At 73.5% G+C, this 19,439-nt stretch carries 17 protein-coding genes; 9 read left to right on the forward strand and 8 right to left on the reverse strand.

The window, feature by feature from the left end; genetic code table 11:
- Positions 1-6 precede the first annotated feature (6 nt).
- Both BLT44_RS07965 and BLT44_RS07970 read right to left on the reverse strand, forming a co-directional pair.
- A complete protein-coding gene (locus BLT44_RS07965; protein WP_010157662.1) occupies positions 7-2,034 on the reverse strand; it encodes an NADPH-dependent 2,4-dienoyl-CoA reductase in 2,028 nt (675 codons plus the stop codon).
- Positions 2,035-2,165: 131 nt separating this feature from the next.
- Entirely contained in the window at positions 2,166-2,369 is a 204-nt protein-coding gene (locus BLT44_RS07970; RefSeq protein ID WP_010157661.1) for a cold-shock protein, read from the reverse strand.
- Positions 2,370-2,449: 80 nt separating this feature from the next.
- On the opposite strand from BLT44_RS07970, the gene BLT44_RS16060 reads away from it, so the two are divergent.
- From BLT44_RS16060 to BLT44_RS07995, 6 genes are all read left to right on the forward strand, one after another.
- A complete protein-coding gene (locus BLT44_RS16060) occupies positions 2,450-2,581 on the forward strand; it encodes a hypothetical protein (protein ID WP_269208767.1) in 132 nt (43 codons plus the stop codon).
- 109 nt (positions 2,582-2,690) lie between these two features.
- Positions 2,691-3,623 (forward strand): NUDIX hydrolase, encoded by a 933-nt coding sequence (locus BLT44_RS07975; protein ID WP_074690120.1) that lies wholly within the window; start codon positions 2,691-2,693, stop codon positions 3,621-3,623.
- Positions 3,620-4,945, forward strand: a complete 1,326-nt coding sequence (nadA, locus tag BLT44_RS07980; protein ID WP_010157658.1) for a quinolinate synthase NadA — start codon at positions 3,620-3,622, stop codon at positions 4,943-4,945. The genes BLT44_RS07975 and nadA overlap by 4 nt, the downstream gene beginning before the upstream one ends.
- Positions 4,942-6,726, forward strand: coding sequence for an L-aspartate oxidase (locus BLT44_RS07985; protein WP_010157657.1), 1,785 nt, complete (start codon positions 4,942-4,944; stop codon positions 6,724-6,726). Before nadA ends, BLT44_RS07985 begins: the two co-directional genes overlap by 4 nt.
- A 2-nt stretch (positions 6,727-6,728) precedes the next feature.
- On the forward strand, positions 6,729-7,577 hold the full coding sequence (gene nadC, locus BLT44_RS07990; protein ID WP_010157656.1) for a carboxylating nicotinate-nucleotide diphosphorylase: 849 nt from the start codon (positions 6,729-6,731) through the stop codon (positions 7,575-7,577).
- A gap of 9 nt (positions 7,578-7,586) precedes the next feature.
- On the forward strand, positions 7,587-8,858 hold the full coding sequence (locus BLT44_RS07995; protein WP_143026029.1) for a cysteine desulfurase family protein: 1,272 nt from the start codon (positions 7,587-7,589) through the stop codon (positions 8,856-8,858).
- On the opposite strand, the gene BLT44_RS08000 is transcribed toward BLT44_RS07995, so the two are convergent.
- Positions 8,788-10,029: a DUF4192 family protein gene (locus tag BLT44_RS08000; RefSeq protein ID WP_029608384.1), complete on the reverse strand. Its 1,242-nt coding sequence runs from the start codon at positions 10,027-10,029 to the stop codon at positions 8,788-8,790. The two genes, BLT44_RS07995 and BLT44_RS08000, sit on opposite strands and share 71 nt — an antisense overlap.
- Positions 10,030-10,167: 138 nt before the next feature.
- The gene (locus BLT44_RS08005; RefSeq protein ID WP_010157653.1) at positions 10,168-11,958 is read right to left on the reverse strand and encodes an FAD-binding protein; all 1,791 of its coding nucleotides are present in this window, start codon (positions 11,956-11,958) and stop codon (positions 10,168-10,170) included.
- Positions 11,959-12,035: 77 nt separating this feature from the next.
- Between BLT44_RS08005 and BLT44_RS08010 the strand changes: the two genes are divergently transcribed.
- Positions 12,036-13,043: a LysR family transcriptional regulator gene (locus BLT44_RS08010; protein ID WP_010157652.1), complete on the forward strand. Its 1,008-nt coding sequence runs from the start codon at positions 12,036-12,038 to the stop codon at positions 13,041-13,043.
- Here the strand turns inward: BLT44_RS08010 and sufU are convergent.
- From sufU to BLT44_RS08030, 4 genes are all read right to left on the reverse strand, one after another.
- The gene (sufU, locus tag BLT44_RS08015; RefSeq protein WP_010157651.1) at positions 13,015-13,485 is read right to left on the reverse strand and encodes a Fe-S cluster assembly sulfur transfer protein SufU; all 471 of its coding nucleotides are present in this window, start codon (positions 13,483-13,485) and stop codon (positions 13,015-13,017) included. The two genes, BLT44_RS08010 and sufU, sit on opposite strands and share 29 nt — an antisense overlap.
- On the reverse strand, positions 13,482-14,801 hold the full coding sequence (locus BLT44_RS08020) for an aminotransferase class V-fold PLP-dependent enzyme (RefSeq protein ID WP_010157650.1): 1,320 nt from the start codon (positions 14,799-14,801) through the stop codon (positions 13,482-13,484). Before BLT44_RS08020 ends, sufU begins: the two co-directional genes overlap by 4 nt.
- Before the next feature lie 68 nt (positions 14,802-14,869).
- Positions 14,870-16,150, reverse strand: a complete 1,281-nt coding sequence (locus BLT44_RS08025; protein ID WP_010157649.1) for an MFS transporter — start codon at positions 16,148-16,150, stop codon at positions 14,870-14,872.
- Between the two features lie 23 nt (positions 16,151-16,173).
- On the reverse strand, positions 16,174-17,298 hold the full coding sequence (locus BLT44_RS08030; RefSeq protein WP_074690122.1) for a thioredoxin domain-containing protein: 1,125 nt from the start codon (positions 17,296-17,298) through the stop codon (positions 16,174-16,176).
- Positions 17,299-17,436: 138 nt separating this feature from the next.
- Here BLT44_RS08030 and rsmI point away from each other — a divergent pair, with 138 nt between their 5' ends.
- Together rsmI and BLT44_RS08040 are read left to right on the forward strand one after the other, a co-directional pair.
- On the forward strand, positions 17,437-18,270 hold the full coding sequence (rsmI, locus tag BLT44_RS08035) for a 16S rRNA (cytidine(1402)-2'-O)-methyltransferase (protein ID WP_010157647.1): 834 nt from the start codon (positions 17,437-17,439) through the stop codon (positions 18,268-18,270).
- A 118-nt stretch (positions 18,271-18,388) separates the two neighbouring features.
- On the forward strand, positions 18,389-19,432 hold the full coding sequence (locus tag BLT44_RS08040) for an FKBP-type peptidyl-prolyl cis-trans isomerase (RefSeq protein ID WP_010157646.1): 1,044 nt from the start codon (positions 18,389-18,391) through the stop codon (positions 19,430-19,432).
- Positions 19,433-19,439: the final 7 nt, after the last annotated feature.

The following is a 19,439-nucleotide window of genomic DNA, read 5'->3' on the forward strand; positions in this document are numbered from 1 at the left end:
GTCGTCTCACAATCTCGCCGCGAGGCGCGTGCCCTGGTCGATCGCCCGCTTCGCGTCGAGCTCCGCTGCGAGGTCGGCCCCGCCGATCAGATGCGCGCCGATGCCGAGCGCGGCGAGCTCGCCGTGCAGCTCGCGCGCGGGATCCTGACCCGTGCACAGCACCACGGTGTCGACCGCGAGCGTCGTCGGCTCGCCGTCGAGCGTCACGTGGAGACCGCGGTCGTCGACGCGCCGGTACTCGGCGCCGGGCACCATGCGCACGCCGCGTCGGGCGAGCTCCGTGCGGTGGATCCAGCCGGTCGTCTTCCCCAGCCGGCTCCCGAGCTTGCCGGCGCTGCGCTGCAGCATCACGACGGAGCGCTGCGGGGGCTCCTCGACGGCGGCGGTGAGCCCGCCTCCGCGACGGTATTCGGCGTCGACGCCCCAGTGGGCGAGGAAGCCGGGCACGTCGGCGGGATCCTCGTCGGAATCGGACGTGAGGAACTCGGCGACGTCGAACCCGATGCCGCCGGCCCCGAGGATCGCCACGCGCCGCCCCACCGGAGCGCGATCGCGCAGCACGTCGAGGTAGCCGACGACGCTCGGGTGATCGAGACCGTCGATCTCGGGCCGGCGGGGGAGCACCCCCGTCGCCAGCACGATCTCGTCGAAGCCCTCGGCGTCGAGCGTCGCCGCGTCGGCCCGTTCGCCGAGCCGCAGCGCGACGCCGGTCTCCGCGATGCGCACCCCGAAGTAGCGCAGCGTCTCGCGGAACTCGCTCTTGCCGGGCACCTGCAGCGCGACGTTGAGCTGGCCGCCGATCCGCGTGTCGGCTTCGAAGAGGGTCACGTCGTGCCCGCGGGAGGCGGCGGTCGTGGCGCACGAGAGCCCGGCGGGGCCCGAGCCGACGACGGCGATCCGGCGCGGCGCGGTCGTCGGCGCGATCACGAGATCGGTCTCGTGCCCCGCGCGCGGGTTCACCAGGCACGACGCGATCTTCCCGGCGAACGTGTGGTCGAGGCAGGCCTGGTTGCATCCGATGCAGGTGTTGATGCGCTCGGGTGTCCCCGCGGCGGCCTTCGCCGCGAAGGCGGGATCGGCGAGGAACGGCCGTGCGAGCGACACCAGGTCTGCGCTGCCCGAGGCGAGCACCGCCTCCGCGGTCTCGGGCGTGTTGATCCGGTTCGTGGCGATCAGCGGGATCGCGACGGCGCCCATGAGACGGCGCGTGACCCAGGTGAAGGCGCCCCGCGGCACCGAGCTCGCGATGGTGGGGATGCGCGCCTCGTGCCAGCCGATGCCGGTGTTGATGAGCGACGCCCCGGCGGCCTCGACGCGCAGTGCGAGGTCGACGACCTCGTCGAGGGTCGATCCGTCGGGCACGAGGTCGAGCATGGAGAGTCGGTAGATGAGGATGCCGGATTCGCCGAGCGCCGCCCGGACGCGGCGCACGATCTCGACGGGGAGCCGCGTGCGCCGCTCGGCATCGCCGCCCCAGCCGTCGGAGCGGTGGTTCGTGTGCGGAGCCGTGAACTCGTTGATGAGGTAGCCCTCGGAGCCCATGATCTCGACGCCGTCGTACCCCGCAGCCGCGGCGAGCGACGCGGTGCGGGCGAAGTCGTCGATGGTGCGTTCGATGTCGTCGGCGTCGAGCGCCCGCGGCGTGATCGGCGAGATGGGCGCGCGCAGGGCGCTCGGGGCCACGATGTCGCCGTGCGCGCCGTACCTCCCCGCGTGCAGGATCTGCAGCACGATGCGCCCGCCCGCCTCGTGCACGGCGTCGGTGACGATGCGGTGCTCGGCGACGTCCGCGTCCGTGGCGAGCATCGCCGCCCCCTCCGTGAGCCGCCCCTCGCGGTTCGGCGATACTCCGCCGGTGACGATGAGGGCAGCGCCCCCCGCCACCCGTTCGCGGTAGAACGCCGCGAGCCGTTCGAAGCCGCCGGGCGTCTCCTCGAGGCCGATGTGCATCGACCCCATGATGATGCGGTTCGGCAGGGTGATGGCGCCCAGAGCGAGCGGGGTGAAGAGGTGCGGGTACGTCAGCGTCGACATGCGGCTCCCGTGTCAGGGGTCAGGGTGCTCCGACCGTAGCGACGTGCGGGCGGGCCCGTCGAGCGCGATGTGCGGAATATACAAAAACGAGGTGCAGGGCGAATGCCCTGCACCTCGTCATCGTGCGCTGATCAGAGAGCGCGGATGTTGCTCGCCTGCAGGCCCTTGGGGCCCTGCTCGACGTCGAACTCGACGCGCTGCTCTTCGAACAGGTCGCGACGGCCGCTGCCCGAGATCGCGCTGAAGTGCGCGAAGACGTCGGATGCTCCGTCGTCGGGGGTGATGAAGCCGAAGCCCTTTTCAGAGTTGAACCATTTCACGGTGCCGGTGGCCATACTGTGTTTCCTTCGTGTGTTGCTGGCCGCGAGTGCGGCCGGGGTGCCACGGCGACGGCGCCGACGTGGAGACTGGTAGCGTGCTGCATTTCAGCGGCAAGAAAAACGTGCTGGAGAATCCCTACGTTCGGCATTACTGGTCTTACCCGTTGAGCTTATCCCACGGTTCCGGGCGGCGCGAGACCCATCTGCGCAATCGTTACCTTCCGTGACCATGCGCCGGCCGCGCTTTGACTCCGCCCTCGCCCCGCGTATGCTGCTTATGGTCAGAGTGACTCGAACCCCCGTTCGGGCGAGAGCGGGACCGAGAGGGAGGTCGATATGGGGTTCGCCGATGCCAGCGCGAGCGAGCGGCCGTACCTGCCCCCCGCCGTCGCCGTCTCCACGGTGGCGTTCGCGCTCCGCCCGCCCCCGGGCGCGTCGACGCTGGATGAAGCAGCGCGCTCCGGCGATGACGGAGCTGCCCCCGCCACGCTTTGGATCCCCCTGGTGCGGCGCACGCGCGAGCCGTTCCGCGGGCGCTGGGCGCTTCCCGGCGGGCCGACCCGATGGAACGAGACGCTCACCGACACCGCGCTGCGATCGATCCGAGCCGCCGCCGGCTGCACGCCGGGCTACCTCGAGCAGCTCTACGCGTTCGGCGGCGTCGAGCGCTCCGCCGACGCCGCGCGGCTGGTGACGATCGCGTACTGGGCGATGCTCGGCGAGGGCGACCTCGACGCGGCGGCAGCGGAGGACGCGGCGGACGGGGAGGCCGGCGCGGACGGCCCGGCGAGCCGCGCGGCGGGCGGCTCGGCGAGCCCCGCGGCGACCGCCCCGGGAACCGGCCGCCGCTGGGACGATCCCGGCGATCCGCCCCCGCTCCACCACCTCGATGACGGGGGCACGGACGCCGAGGGCAACGTGGCCTGGTGCTCGGCAGACCGCCTGCCCGAGCTCGCGTTCGACCACGCCGACATCATCGCGTACGCGCTCGCCCGGTTGCGCAGCAAGACCGAGTACGCGGCCGTCGCGCACCGCTTCCTCGGGCCGATCTTCACGATCGGCCGGCTCCGAGCCGTGCACGAGGCGGTGCTCGGCGCAGCGGTCGATCCGGCCAACTTCAGGCGGCAGATGCTCGCACGGGGCGCGCTCGTCGACACCGGCGAGCGCGAGACCGGCGCGGCGCACCGCCCCGCACGGCTCTACCGATTCTCGAACGATGCAGCGCCGGAACCCCCCGACGCGCGCCCGCACTCACGGAGGTCCGCATGACCAGCGTCACCGAACTCATCACCGCCGCGGCCGCGCGCGAGCGCGAGGCCGCGGCGCCCGATCGTCGCCGCATCGCGGTCCGTCCGATCGCGCTGCGGGCGACGGGGCGCTCGACGTGCGACTCGTCGCTCCCGGAGGACCCGTGGGCGATCGATCGGGAGCCCGGGTACGGCCCGGGCGCTTCGACCGTCGATCGCGCCCCCGCCGATGCCCCGCGTCAGGGCCCGCTGCCCGAGCGGTACACCTCGGCCACCGACGCGCAGCTCGCCTCCTGGATCTCCGCGGCTCGCGAGGAGCTCGGGTCGCGCGTGCGGATCCTCGGCCACTTCTACCAGCGCGACGAGATCGTGCAGTACGCCGATTTCGTCGGCGACTCGTTCATGCTCGCGCAGGCCGCGAAGGCGAGCCCCGAGGCGGAGGCGTTCGTGTTCTGCGGCGTGCACTTCATGGCCGAGACCGCCGACATCCTCTCCGGCGCCGATCAGGCGGTCATCCTCCCGAACCTCGCCGCCGGCTGCTCGATGGCCGACATGGCGACGATCGACCAGGTGGAGGCGTGCTGGCGCGACCTCATGGCGGCGCTCGGCGAGAGCGAGGCCGACGGGCGCCAGTCGGTGATCCCCGTCACCTACATGAACTCCTCCGCCGCGATCAAGGCGTTCTGCGGGCGCAACGGCGGCATCGTCTGCACCTCGTCGAACGCGCGCACCGTGCTGGAGTGGGCGTTCGAGCGGGGGCAGCGCGTCGTGTTCTTCCCGGATCAGCATCTCGGGCGCAACACCGCGAAGACGATGGGCGTCGACGAGGCGCAGATGCCGCTGTGGCGACCGCACCTTCCGCTCGGCGGCAACACGGAGCAGCAGTTGCGCGACGCGCGGGTGATCCTGTGGAACGGGTTCTGCTCCGTGCACAAGCGCTTCACCGTGGCGCAGATCGAGCAGGCCCGCGCCGAGCATCCCGGCGTGCGGGTCGTCGTGCATCCCGAGTGCCCCGCCGCGGTGGTCGAGGCCGCCGACGGGGCGGGCTCGACGGAGTACATCCGCCGCGAGGTCGAGCGGGCGGCGCCCGGGAGCGTGATCGCGGTCGGCACGGAGATCAACCTCGTGAACCGGCTGCAGCAGCAGCGCCCCGACGTGACGGTCTTCTGCCTCGATCCCGTCGTGTGCCCGTGCTCGACGATGTACCGCATCCACCCGGCGTACCTCGCGTGGGCGCTCGAGTCGCTGCTCGACGGCGCGACGCCGAACCGCATCACCGTGCCCGCGGGTGTGGCCGACGCCTCGCGGGTCGCTCTCGAGCGCATGCTCGCCGCGAAGCCGTGATCCTCGTCGTCGGTTCGGGGGTCGCGGGGCTCTCGGCGGCGCTCGCCGCGGTGCGGGAGGGCGGCGATGTACTGCTCGTGACGGCGGGCGCGCTGGGCGGGCAGGGGAGTGCCGACGGCTCCGGCCCGCGACTGCTCGGCAACACCCCGCTCGCCCAGGGCGGCATCGCCGCGGCCATCGGGGCCGCGGATCGGGTCGCCGATCACTTGCGAGACACGGTGGCGGCGGGCGCGGGCCTCACGCAGCTCGACGCGGCGGAGGTGCTCGTCGTGGAGGGAGCGCGGCGCATGCGGGAGCTGCTCGATGCGGGATTCGCGGCCGATCGGGATGCGGCCGGCGGCGTCGCGCTGGGCCTGGAGGCGGCGCACGGGCGGGAGCGCATCGTGCACGCGGGCGGCGACCGCACGGGCGCGGTGCTCCACGCGCACCTGGCGAGCCGCGTCGGCGGGCTGATGCCGGAGCGGGCGCGTCGAGCGGGGGCTTCCGGCGGGACGCTGGAGGTGCGCGAGGGCGCGACGGTCGAGGCGTTGACGGTGGGGTTCGGGGCGGTGGTCGGCGCGACGGTGCGGGATGCGCGCGGGCGGGTGTCGACGGTGCGCGCCGATGCCGTGGTGCTCGCGACCGGCGGGTACGCCTCGCTGTACCCGATGAGTTCGAATCATCCCTCCGCCCGCGGGGCCGGCGTGATGCTCGGGGCTCGTGCGGGGGCGGTGCTCGCGGACCTGGAGTTCGTGCAGTTCCACCCGACGGTGCTCGTCGAGGCCTCGGGCGCGCCCGCCGATGTGCGCACCGGAGCGCGCGCCGATGTTCGCGCCGATGTGCGCACCGACGCGCGCGCCGACCTGCGGAGTCTGCTGATCTCGGAGGCGGTGCGGGGTGCCGGTGCGGTGCTCCGCGATGCTCGGGGCGCACGGTTCATGCTCGGGCGCCATCCTCGCGCCGAGCTCGCTCCGCGCGACGTGGTCTCGCTCGAGGTGCACCGCGCGCTGGAGCGCGACGACGCCCGGGAGGTGTGGCTGGACGCGACGCCGGTGGAGCGCTCGGGTGGGCGGGGTGCGCTCGGGCGCCGGTTTCCGGGGATCTCGCGCGCCCTCGCGGCGCGGGGGATCGACTGGGCGCGCGACCCCGTTCCGGTCGCGCCGGCCGCGCATTACACGATGGGCGGGATTGCGAGCGACGCGTGGGGGCGCTCCAGCGTGCCCGGATTGTTCGCGGCCGGCGAGGTCGCGGCCACGGGCGTGCACGGCGCGAATCGGCTCGCCTCGAATTCGTTGCTCGAAGGCCTGGTGTTCGGTGCGCGTGCGGGAGTGGCGGCGGCCGCGTATCGGCCTGGCGGCGGCGCGTGGATCGCCGACGACGGCGCGCTCGCGGGTCTGATCCGCGCTGCCGAGCGCTGCGCGCTCGCGGCGGATCCCGAGCGGGGCGCCACGGCGAGCGAAGCCGAGATCGGCCGGGCGGTGGGATCGGCGCTCGGGATCGAGCGGAGCGGGGCCGGTCTCGCCCGGGCCGATCGGGTGTTCCGGCGCGGTGCGGGCGATGCGGCTCGGCTCGCGTCGGTCGTCGGCGCGGCGGCGGCGCTGCGCACCGAGTCTCGCGGCGCTCACCTGCGCGCCGACTTCCCGGGGAGCGACCCGGCCCAGGCGCGGCGTCGAGGGGTGCGGGTGATCGAAGCCGCGCCGTCGTCGGCCTCGGGCCGCGAGCGCTGCGCGGGCGGGGCCGTCTCGCTGCGCGCGCCCGCATCCGCGACCCCCCATCGTGCCGCCGAGCAGAGGAGTGCCTGAGCATGCTGACCCGACCGATCATCGAACGCGCGGTGCGCACCGCGCTGACCGAGGACGCCCCGTGGGGCGACCTCACCGTGGAACTCGCGATTCCGCCGGAGCTGCATACGTCGACGCGCATCGTCGCCCGCGAGGCAGGCGTGTTCTCGGGCGGGGCGCTCGTGAGCGAGACGTTCCGGCAGGTCGACGAGCGAGTCGTCGTCGGCGATCTCGCGGCCGATGGCGCGAGCTTCGCCGCCGGCGATGTGCTGGCACGCGTTGCGGGACCGGCCCGCGGCGTGCTGACGGGTGAACGGGTGGCGTTGAACTTCGCCCAGCGGCTCAGCGGTGTGGCGACGCTGACGTCGAGGTTCGTCGCCGCCGTCGCGCATACGCCCGCGCGCATCGCGGATACGCGGAAGACGACGCCCGGGCTGCGGGCGCTCGAGAAGGCGGCGGTGCGCGACGGGGGCGGTGCGAACCACCGCTTCGGCCTGTCCGACGCGATCATGGTCAAGGACAATCACCTCGCCGCGCTCGGTGCGATCGATGCGGCGTCCACGACGGCGGCGCTGCGGCGGCTGCGCGAGCGTGCCGGGCACACGACGTCGATCATCGTCGAGATCGACCGGCTCGATCAGCTCGATGCGGTGCTCGCGGCCGACGTCACCGGGGTGCTGCTCGACAACTTCGCGCTCGCCGACCTCGCGACGGCCGTGCGGCGCATCGCGGGCCGGGTCGTCGCGGAGGCGAGCGGCGGCGTGACGCTCGACACCGTCGCGGGGATCGCCGAGACGGGCGTCGACGTGATCTCGGTGGGCCGTCTGACTCACGGTGCGCGCGCCCTCGACCTCGGCCTCGACGCCGACTGAGGCATGCGCATGCACGATGCAGTCGAGCGCGGGGCGTCGACCCGATCGGCCGAGCGGGTCGACGAGGCCGCGGCGGCGCTCCCGCGCACCCGGGACGACGGCTACCTCGACGCCGCTGCGACGGCGCCGCTGCGCCCGGAGGCGCGGGCGGCGATGATCGCGGCGCTCGACGACGGTGCGGCCAATGCGTCGAGCGTGCACCAGGCCGGTCATCACGCGCGCGCCCGGGTCGAGAGCGCTCGCGCGGAGATCGCCGCCGCGTTCGGGGCGCGACCCGCCGAGGTGACGTTCACGTCGGGCGGCACCGAGGCGAACACGCTCGCGATCGTCGGGCTCGCGCTCGCGAACCCGCGCGGGCGGCATCTGGTGACCACGCCGCTCGAGCACGCCTCCGTGCTCGAGAGCTGCCGCTTTCTCGAGCGCGTCTTCGGCTTCGCGGTCGACCTGGCGGAGGTCGACGCCTCGGGGCGGGTGCGCCCCGCCTCCATCGCGGCGCTGGTGCGGCCCGATACGACGCTGGTCTCCGTGGGCCTCGCCAACGCCGAGGTCGGCACGGTGCAGCATCTCGCGGAGTACACCGGCATCGTGCGCGCGAGCGGGGCGCTCATGCACACGGACGCGGTGCAGGCCGCTGCAGCGCTCCCGGTGCGGTTCGAGGCGGGCGCAGACGGCGGCTGGCCGGGGCCGGGGATCGACGCGATGACGCTCGCCGGCCACAAGTTCGGCGGGCCGCAGGGCACGGGGGCGCTGCTGCTGCGCTCGGGCATCGCCGTGGAGCCCGTGCTCCACGGCGGCGGGCAGGAGCACAGCCGTCGCGCCGGTACCGAGAATGTGGCGGGCATCGCGGGGTTCGCCGCGGCGGTGCGGGCGTCGCGCCTGCAGCTCGGCTCGCAGGGGGTCGCCCTCATGGCGTCGCGGGATCTGCTCATCGAGCGGATGCTGCGCGAGGTGCCGGGCGCGAGTCTGACGGGGCATCGCACGGAGCGACTCCCGGGCCATGCCTCGTTCGTCGTCGAGGGCGTGAGCGGGGAGTCGCTCCTCGTAGCACTCGATGCCGCCGGGTTCGCGGTGTCTTCGGGCTCAGCGTGCTCGGCCGGTGCGAACGAGCCGTCTCCCGTGCTGCTCGCCCTCGGGCTCTCAGCCGATCTTGCGCAGACGGGCCTCCGGTTCACCCTGCCCCGCCCCGTGAGCGGCGCGGCGATCGACCGCATCATCGGGGTGCTGCGGGCCGAGACGGAGCATGCGTCGCGTCGCCGCGGCGCGCGAACCCGGCGGCGCTAAACGGACGGGCGATCGGCGTCGACGCGAGTCGCCGTACCATGCGGGAGAGCTCGTGCGACGGGTCGATCGTCAGGGCCGCCGCGAGGTGGCGCTGCGCGACCGTCTGACTGCCGCGCAGCCACCACAACCAGGCGCTCATCGCGAGGAGACCGGGGCGCTGCGGCTCGGGCGCCTCGGCGACGGCGTCGAGCACCCGTTCGCCCACGGCCGCCAGTCGCGCGTGCTCCATGAACTCGGGGCAGATGCCGGTGAGGATGCGAAGGATCGACCATCCCGGCGCGTCGTCGGATGGCGTCTCGACGGGCACTCCGGCGAACCTGCCCGTCGGGAACTCGCGGGCGAGCTCGAGCGGGAACTCCGGGCGCGTGAGGAGGCCGAGTGCGAGCACGAGCCAGCGATCGGAGTGCTGACAGCACCGGATGAGGCGCGCGGTCGCGCCGACGCTCAGCGGTGATTCCTCCCGCAGCTCGTGTGCGACCTGCGCGGTCTCGGAGATCCACCGGAAGTGGGCGAGCGCAGTGCTCCCGGGCTCGGAGCGGTGCGGGGGGACGCCCTCCGAGCCCGGGAGGTCGAGGGGGCGGTGCCGTTCGAGCTCGGCCGTCACCGCGGCGATCCGCTCGGGGAGCGCGTCGGGGATGCGTCCCAGCTCGGCGAGCGGGACGGGCGGGTCGGCACCCCGCAGCGGGCCGCGTGCGACGGAGCTCTCGGCGATCTCGCTCAGCGGGCGCGGTGCGGATGACGCGCGCGGATCGAGGAGGCTCGCCCACCCGTCCGCAGCGACGACGCACAGATCCCGAATCTCGGCTCCGTCGCGCCGCAGCCGCCGCTCCAGCCGACGGGCGAGGCGCTGCCACGGGGGACTGCCGTCGGCGGCGAATACGGCACTGCTCGTGATGACGATCGCCAGCGTCGCCGGCGCGCCGTGCGACGCGGCGAGGTCGCGGGCGAGCTCGCTCGCGAAGTCGAGGAGTGCGAGTGTTTCGCGGGGCTCCTCGTGCGGAGGCAGATCCGCGCGCACCACCGTGTCGGAGCGCGACCCTGCGAAGCCGACGAGGAACACGCTGTCGGTCGCGGTGAACCCCGTGACGTGGGGGAGGGCGGCGAGGAAGTCGGCCGAGCCGCCGCAGCGGATGATGGTTCGCGAGTCGTTCGATGGAGTCGAGAGGGTCATGCATCGATCCTGCGCGGTTCCGGGCAGCTCGGGCCGGTTGTCCACAGAAGTCGGCCGGGCGCGGGCGGTGCCCGGGCAGCGTCCACCCTGTGAGCGGAGATCGGGCACCGCGCCGCACCGCGCCGCACCGCCCGGCGCCTACTCCACCAGTTTGCCGGCGACCGAGTCATCGGCCGCGGCGTTCGCCAGGTCGCGGAACGCGGCCGGGGCCTCGGGCAGCGGTTCGAACACGGGCCCCGTCTCGGCCGTCCAGACGAAGTTGCCCCGCAGCGACGCGTCCTGCTCGGGGAAGTCGGAGCGGTTGTGGCAGCCCCGCGTCTCACGGCGCTCGCGCGCGCAGTCGATGGTCGCGCGCGCCGCCAGCATCGAGCCGTAGAGGTCGAAGGCGTGCGCCAGATCGTCGAAGCCGGCGATGTCGGGGTGCGCGGTCACCCGCGCGACGCGCTCCTGCAGCGCGTCGAGCTTGTCGAGCGCCGTCGCGAGCCCGGCCTCGCTGCGCACGACGCCGACGTGCTCGGTCATGATGTCGCGCAGCGCGCGCTGCAGGCGCCGCGGGCTCTCCGTGCTCCTGCCGGAGGCGCCCTCGCCCTCCAGCAGCCCCTGCATCTCAGCGCGCGCCTCGGCGACGGCGGCGGGATCGCGCCGCACCTCGGTGAGGCCCGACACGTACTCGGCCGCGTCGGCCCCCGTGATGCGTCCGTAGACGAGCAGCTCGATGAGCGAGTTGCCGCCGAGCCGGTTCGCTCCGTGCAGGCCGCTCGAGGCCTCGCCGATCGCGTACAGGCCGTCGACGCCGGTGCTGTGGGTGTCGGGCGTGACCCAGACGCCGCCCATGGAGTAGTGCGCGGTCGGCGCGATCTCGATCGGCTCCTCGGTGATGTCGAGCATCTGCAGGTCGATGAGCGTGCGGTACACGCGGGGCAGCTTGGAGAGGATCTGCTCGCGGGGCAGGTGCGACACGTCGAGGAAGACGCCGCCGTTCGTCGTGCCCCGGCCCTCCGAGATCTCGGTGTAGCTCGCGAGTGCGACGCGGTCGCGCGTGGAGAGCTCCATGCGCTCGGGGTCGTAGCGCTCCATGAAGCGCTCGCCGAGCGCGTTGCGCAGGATCCCGCCCTCTCCACGGGCGGCCTCGGAGACGAGCGTGCCGGCGGCGTCCGCGGGCTCGAGGATGCCCGACGGGTGGAACTGCACGAGCTCGGCATCCCGGATCCTGCCCCCCGCGAGGGCTGCGAGGCGGAAGGAGTCGCCGGTGTTCTCATCGCGGCGCGACGAGGTGTTGCGCCAGATGCGGGTGTGGCCGCCGGCCGCGAGGATCACGGCGTCGGCGTGGATGACCACGGGGGAGCCGTCGACGATGTCGAAGCCGTAGGCGCCGAAGATGCGCCCTTCCGAGACGAGCAGGCGGGTGATGTAGACGGTGTCGACGATGGACACCTGCAGTTCGGCGGCGCGGCGCATGAGGGTGCGCTGAATCTCGAGGCCGGTGTAGTCGCCGGCGTAGGCGGTGCGGCGGTACTTGTGCGCGCCGAAGAAGCGCTGGCTGATCCGCCCGTCGGCCTCGCGCGCGAACGGCATGCCCCAGCGCTCGAGATCCTCGATGCCGCGCGCCGCATTGCGGGTGACCGTCTCGACGATGGCGGGATCCGCGAGGAAGTACGATTCGCGCAGCGTGTCGGCGGCGTGCTGCTCCCAGGTGTCCTCGGGATCCATCGTCGCGAGCGCGGCGTTGATGCCGCCGGCCGCGAGGGTGGTGTGGGCGTCGTGGGCGCGGCGCTTGCCGACCGCGAGCACCTGCACGCCGCGCTCGGCGAGTTCGATGGAGGCGCGGAGGCCGGCGCCGCCCGTGCCGATGACGAGCACGGAGGTGGCGAGGAGTCGTTCGGTGCGGGAGGCGCTCGGGGTGCCGGTGGCGGCTGAGAAGCGGTTCATGCACACCACGGTACGAGCGCGTCGACGATTACTCCAATGAATAGAGCTGATCGTCAAGATGCCCGTAGGCTATCGATATGAACCTCGAACAGCTGCGCGGATTCGTCGAGATCGCGCAGCTCGGGAACTTCACCCGGGCTGCGGAGCGGCTGCACCTCGCGCAGCCGTCGCTGAGTCGCCAGATCGCCGCGCTCGAGACCGACCTCGGCGTCGAGCTGCTGCATCGCGTGCGCGGTCACGTGGCGGCGACTCCGGCGGGGGAGCGCCTCCTCCCCATCGCCCGCCGCATGCTCGCCGACGCCGAAACCGCTCGCCACGAGATGTCGGATCTCGCCGAGCTGCGCGGCGGACGCATCCGCCTCGGCGCCACCCCGACCCTGTGCACGAGCCTCGTGGCCGACGTGCTCGCCGAGTTCCGCGCCCGATACCCCGGCATCGAGATCGAGATCCTCGAACGCGGGTCGCGCAGCCTGATCTCGGCGCTCATGGAGGGCGCGCTCGATCTGGCCCTCATCGTGACGAGCGTCTCGTCGGGGGCGGCGCGGGCCGTGCTGGAGCGCGAGCAGATCCTGAGCGAGCGGCTCGTGGTCGTCTCCGATCCGAACCGGCCCGATCCGTTCGCCCCGGAGGGAGCGGAGGCTCGCGATCCGGGGCGCCCCGTCGACCTCGAGGAGCTCGCACGCGTCCCCCAGGTGCTCTTCCCCGAGAACTACGATCTCAGAGCGACGGTCGACGCCGCGTTCCGCGCCCGCGGTCTGACGCCGCTCGTCGCGGTCGCGGGCGCCGAGATGGACGCGGCGCTGAGCTTCGCCAGGCGAGGCATCGGCGTCGCGGTCGTGCCGGCGATGGTCGCAGCGGATCGGCCGGCGCTGCGCACCGCACCGCTCGCCGACGACGCGCTCGCCCGAACGGTGAGCGTCGCGCGGCGCGCCGACATGGCGCCGACGCGCGCGGGTGCGGCGCTGCAGGCGGTGATCCGCGAGATCGCCGATCGCGTCACCGCGCCCGGCGCCGAGCTCTCGAGCCTGGTGACGCGCGTCGGCGAACCGGCCCCGCTCAGGAGCGCTGCGCCTCCACCTGCGTGAGATCCGCCTCGAGCGCCACCCAGCCGAGCATCGCGCACTTCACGCGCATGACGAACTTCGAGACGCCCTGCAGCGCGACCGCGTCGCCGAGCACCTCCTCATCGGGCTCCGCCTCGCCGCGCGCCTGGATCATCTCGCGGAACGCCGCGATCCGCTCGCGCGCGTCGGCGACCGTCAGCTCGTCGTCGCGCACCAGCTGGGAGAGGATCGACGCGGACGCCATCGAGATGGAGCACCCCTGGCCCTCCCACGCCAGCTGGCTGATGCGGCCCGTCTCGGGATCGACGGCGATCGACAGATCGATCTCGTCGCCGCAGCTCGGGTTGAACTCGTGGTGCGAGGCGGTGAGCGCCGACTCCGTCGGCTCCAGCTCGCCCTTGCCGATCGGCCGCTTCGAATGGTCGAGGATGACTTCCTGATACAGCCCGTCGAGTGCGCTCACGCCGAGACCTCCGCTCCGAAATACCGCTGAGCGCCGCGGAGCGCGTCGACGAAGCGATCGACCTCGTCCTCTGTCGTGGTCACGTGCACGCTCGCTCGCGTGCTCGACGTGATGCCGAGCGCGCGATGCAGCGGCTGCGCGCAGTGGTGGCCGACGCGCACCAGCACGCCCTGCTCGTCGAGGTACTGGCCCACGTCGTGCGCGTGGACGCCTTCGACGGAGACCGCCGCCAGGGCGACGCGGCGCGAGGTGTCGGCGGGGCCCAGCAGCTGCAGACCCGGTGCATCGAGAATGCCCGCGACGAGTCGCTCCACGAGCTCGTGCTCGCGGGCGACGACCCGATCCATGCCGATCTCCTCCAAGAACGAGACCGCGGCGGCGAGGCCGACGGCCTGCGACACGGGCTGCGTGCCCGGCTCGAAGCGGTGCGGCGCGGGCATGAACTGCGCCGACTCCATCGTCACCTTCGTGATGGCCGAGCCGCCCGTCCGCGCAGGCGGGAGGGCGGCGAGCATCTCGGGCCGCCCGTAGAGCACGCCGATGCCGTTCGGGCCGAGCATCTTGTGGCCCGAGAACGCGGCGAAGTCGACTCCGAGAGCGCCGAGATCGACGGGGAGGTGCGGCACCGACTGGCAGGCGTCGAGCACGGTCACCGCGCCGACCGCGCGGGCGAGCTCGGCGAGCTCCGCAACGGGTGCGAGGAGCCCGGTCACGTTCGAGACGTGCGCGAAGGCGAAGACGCGGGTGCGCTCGGTCAGGGCCTCGCGCGCGTCGTCGACGGTCCACGTGCCGTCGGGGCGCACCGGGATGTGGCGCAGCGTCGCCCCGGTGCGCTGCGCGAGGCGCTGCCACGGAATCAGGTTGGCGTGGTGCTCGGCTTCGGTGATGAGGATCTCATCGCCCGTCTCGAGGCGGAAGCGCTCACTGCCCGGCACGCCGAGGCCGGCGTTCGCCTCGCCCATGCCGAGCGCGACGAGGTTCAGGGCGTCGGTCGCGTTCTCGGCCCAGACGATCTGCTCGGGGGAGGCCGCTCCGACGAAGCGTGCGACCGCGCTGCGGGCGCCCTCGAACGCCTCCGTGGCGGAGCCGACGGCGACGCTGGTGCCGCGGTGCACCGCGGCGTACGACGACTCGAGGAAGGCGCGCTCGGCGTCGAGCACCCGGAGCGGCCGCTGCGAGGTCGCTGCGGCGTCGAGGTACGCCGGAGCGTGCTCGAGCGCGTCGTGCGCCGCGAAGTACGGGAACTCGGCGCGCAGCAGCGCGACGTCCGCTGCGGTGAGTGCGGTGTGCATCGCGAGGTCTGGCATGTTCTCCATTCTCCCACCTCTCGGGTGGCGTTGACCGGCCTTCTCCGCCCTTCCCTGCAACGCGCGCGCCGGGCCCGCTATTCCGCGACGACGGCGGTCTCGGCCGTGCGCGGCCGGGTCGACGGGGCGCTCAGCCCCCAGTTGATCGCGCCCGCGACGAGTGCGAGCACGGCCGCAGCGAGCGGCAGCGCGAGCGCGGCGCGCGTTCCGAGATCGGTGGCGACGATGCCGGTCACGGCGGCGGCGGCGGACTGCCCGACCATGAGGCCCGATCCGAGCATCGTCATCACGGTCGCCGAGCGGCCGATGGGGCTGCGCGCGGCGCCGAACCCGTAGAGCGTCACGAGGAGGGGGCCGACGCCGATGCCCATCAGCGCGAGGCTCAGCAGCATGAAGGGAACATCGTGCGCCCACTGCAGCAGTACGGCGCCCGCGACGATGCACGCGGCGAAGACCGGCCAGCGCGCGCGCAGCGAGAAGCTCGGCGGCAGCGCCGCGACTCCGATCGCGAAGATCGCCGAGCCGATGCCCATGGCGCCGTAGAGCAGGCCCGCGCTCTCGGCGTCGCCCCGATCCTGCATGAACGACGTCAGCGAGGTGAGCATCGAACCGAAGATCAGCCCCACGGTGACGATGCCGAAGACGGTCACGAGCAGCGCCGGTCGGGCGAGCTCCGACGCCGGGGCGGCCGCGACCGCCCGCTGCCCGGCCGACTGGGCGGGAGCGCTCGTGCGGTGCAGGGCGAACGCCGAGACGAAGACGAGCGTGAGCACGGCGGCGCCGACGATCGGCGCCCACGCGCCCAGCGTGGTGGCGAGCGCGCCGACGATCACCGGGCCGAACACGAAGATGACCTCGTCGGCGGCCGACTCGTACGCGAGCACGTTCGACAGCATTCGCGGCCGGCGCTGCACCGGGAGGTCGTGCGCGACGATCGTCACGAGCCGCGAGCGCGACATGGGCGAGGTCTGCGGAACGGTGGCGCCCGCGAGGAAGGAGCCGACGAACAGCACCCAGATCGGCAGCGAGCTGAACGCGATCCAGGCGAGGGCGCCGAGCAGCGCGCTGTTCGCGATGGCCGCCACGAGGAGCGTGGGGCGCTGGCCGAACCGATCCGCCGCCGCGCCGATGAGCGGGCCGAAGCAGGCGACGCCCAGGCCAACCATGGCGGAGTTGAGGCCGCCGAGCTCGACCGAGCCGCGCGCCGATACGACGAGCGTGAGCACGCCGATCACCATCATCGCGAACGGCAGTCGCGAGACGAGCGCGAGGGGGAAGTAGAGGGTGCCGGTGCGCCCGATCAGCGTCGGCTCGCTCGGCGACGCGGGGGAATCGGTGTGGTCGCTCGTCTGATGCATAGCCGACCGAGTCTAGCAGGAGGTCAGGAGGCGCCGCCCGCCGCGATGCCCTGCTCGGCGAGGAAGGCGGAGAACGCCTCCGCGTCGTCGGCGGCTCCCGTGTAGGGGACGCCGTCGACGAGCGCGAACGGCGTGCTGGTGACCCGCAGCTGCGGATCCTGCGCCCCGGGAACCGGGTGATCGAAGACCCAGTCGTCGAGCGCCTGGGCGAACGGCACGAAGCGCTGGGAGGAGATGCAGGATCGCACCCGCTCGTTCGCGCCGCCGGCCGCCTCGTCGACCGCGGCGATCAGGGCGTCGTCGTCGAGCCCGTTCGTCGTCTCGGAGGGCTGCACGGCGGGGTCGAAGAGGTGGCGGTGCACCTGCCAGGCGGCCTCTGGCTGGGCGTCGACCACGCACGCGACGGCGCCCGAGGCGCGCGACGAGTAGGCGTCGGGCGAGACGCGGTCGAGGAACGCCAGCGGGATGATCTCAACGGTCGCCCGGCCGCTCTCGGCGAGCTGCTGGAGGGCGTCGCCGTTCGCCGTCTCGAACTCCGAGCAGTAGGGGCACCGGTAGTCGACGTAGACGCGCACCGCGTGCGTCTCGGCGTCGGTCTCGGAACCGGCCGCGGGCGACTCGGCGGGCTCGGGAGCGCCCGATTCGGGCGCGTCGGAGCGCACGACGCCGTCGCGGTCGAACACGATCCCACCCGTGGCCATGTTCTCGGGCCAGGGCACCTCCTCGGCGGTCTGCTCGTCGCCTCCGGAGCTCGCCCCCGAGCCGGGCGCCCCGCCCGACCGCACCGGGTCGGCCAGCGACCCCACGAGCATCGTGGTCGAGATCACACCGAGCACCAGTGCGGCGAGCACGGCGAGACCGCCCGAGGCGAGGCCCGTGACCGCGGCGCCCCGGCGGCGCCGCGAGACGAGGCCGACGACGCCGAGCACCGCTCCGGCCACGCCGAGCACGGCTCCGAGCACCGCGCCGAGCGGGAGGTAGAGCGCGGAGACGATCACCGTCACGAGCCCCGCCAGGCCGAGAGCCATCGCGGCCGTCGACACGGCGCCGCCGCGACCGCCGGGCCCGCCTCGACCCTGCGGGCCCTGGGTCGTCCGCTCGGCGAAGGGGTGGGGCGGCGGAACGGCGGGCTGCTGCGGATCGGTCATCCCCCCATTCTGGCAGCCCGCCCTGCGACGGCCCCTCCCGCGCGGCGCCCGCTCAGCCCGCCCTGCGACGGTCCCTCCCGCGCGGCGCCCGCCCCGCCCGGGTGCGGCACGGGGGCCGCGGCCGCATACGATTGACCCATGATCCTTCTCGCCGCGACGCCGATCGGAAATCTCGGCGACGCCTCCGCTCGACTGCGCAGCACCTTCGAGGAGGCGACGGTGATCGCCGCGGAGGACACGCGGCACACCGCGCAGCTGCTCCGGCTCCTCGGCATCGAGAACCGGCCCGAGCTCGTCGCGCTGCACGATCACAACGAGCACGACCGCGCGGCCGGGCTCGTGGACCGGGCGCAGACGGAGGACGTCGTGCTCGTGAGCGATGCCGGCATGCCGACCGTCTCCGACCCCGGCTTCCGCGTCGTGCAGCTGGCCGCCGAGCGCGGGGTCGCCGTCAGCGCGATCCCGGGCCCGAGCGCCGTCATCACCGCGCTCGCGGTCTCGGGCCTCCCGACCGACCGCTTCGCGTTCGAGGGGTTCCCGCCCCGCAAGGCGGGCGAGCGCATCCGGGCGTTGCGCGCACTCGCACGCGAGCAGCGCACCCTCGTGTTCTTCGAGGCGCCGACGCGGCTCGCGGCCACGCTCGGCGAGCTCGCCGAGGCATTCGGCGCCGATCGGCCGGCGGCGGTGTGCCGCGAGCTCACGAAGCTGCACGAGGAGGTGCGGCGAGGCGGGCTGGGAGACCTCGCGGAGTGGGCAGCCGGCGGGGTGCGCGGCGAGATCGTGCTGGTGGTCGGCGGCGCCGTGCCGACGGCGGCGTCGCCCGAGTCGGCGCTCGCGGAGGTACAGGATCGCGTGCGCGCGGGGGAGCGCTTGAAAGACGCCGCGCGATCGGTCGCCGAGGCCACCGGTCTCTCGTCGCGAGAGCTGTATGCGGCGGCGCTGGCCGATCGGGAGCGTCCTCCCAGCCGCTGAGCAGAGCGATGCGACATACTCGAACGGCACTCACCGCCGCGCACCACCGTTCGACGTCGCACCCCATCGCACGTTCGAGCGAGCGCGGCTCCTCGCGACTCGAAGGGCCCCAATCACTGTGAAACTGACGCGCGCCATCGCTCCCGCTGCCCTGGTGGGCGCCCTGCTCATGGTCGGCTGCTCGAGCGGCGGCGGATCCGCGCAGGCCGACGCCTCCGGTGAGGAGTGCCTCGCCTCCGGCTCCGCGAGCTCCGGCATCGAGGTGTCGGGCTCCGTGGGCGAGGATCTCGAGCTCACCTCCGACACCCCGGTGCAGGCCGATGAGATGCAGCGCTCCGTGCTGCAGGAGGGCGAGGGCGACGTCGTGGAGGAGGGGCAGTCGGTGCTCACCTCGATGACGCTCTTCAACGGCGCCGACGGCACGGCGCTCCAGCAGCTGCCCGCCAGCGCGATCCCGGTGGAGAAGTCGGGGCTCGCCGAGTGGGCCTACGACGGGCTCCGCTGCGCGACCGCTGGCGAGCAGATCGCGCTCGCCGCGCCGTACGCCGAGGTCTTCGGCGAGACGCCCCCCGAGCAGACCGGCCTGGAGAACATCAGCGCCGACGATTCGCTCGTCATCGTGATGGAGTTCGGCGAGATCAGCGACGCCTCCGACGCGGCCGCGGCATCGGGCGAGCCCGGCACGCTCGAGAGCGACGAGCTGCTGCAGAAGGCCGAGGGCAAGGCGGTCGCGGCCCCGGAGGGCTTCCCCACGGTCGAGCTCGCCGATGACGGCGAGCCCACCATCACGGTGCCGAAGGGGCTCGAGGCGCCCGAGAAGCTCGAGATCGCCACGCTCATCGAGGGCGACGGCGAGGAGGTGCAGCCGGGCGACCGCGTGTACGTCAACTACCGCGGCGTGATCTGGCGCACGGGCGAGGAGTTCGACTCCAGCTGGAGCCGGGGCGAGCCCGCGAACTTCCTCACGACCCAGGTGATCGGCGGCTTCCAGCAGGCGCTCGAGGGCCAGAAGGTCGGCTCCCAGGTCATCTCCGTGGTGCCCGCGGAGGACGGCGGGTACGGCGCGGCGACGCTCGAGCAGCAGGGGCATCAGGGCGACGACGTGATGGTCTTCGTGCTCGACATCCTCGGGACCGTGCACGCCGACGCGCCCGCCGAGTAGCCTAGAG

It is taken from the genome of Leucobacter chromiiresistens, assembly GCF_900102345.1.
Taxonomy (GTDB): Bacteria; Actinomycetota; Actinomycetes; order Actinomycetales; family Microbacteriaceae; genus Leucobacter; species Leucobacter chromiiresistens.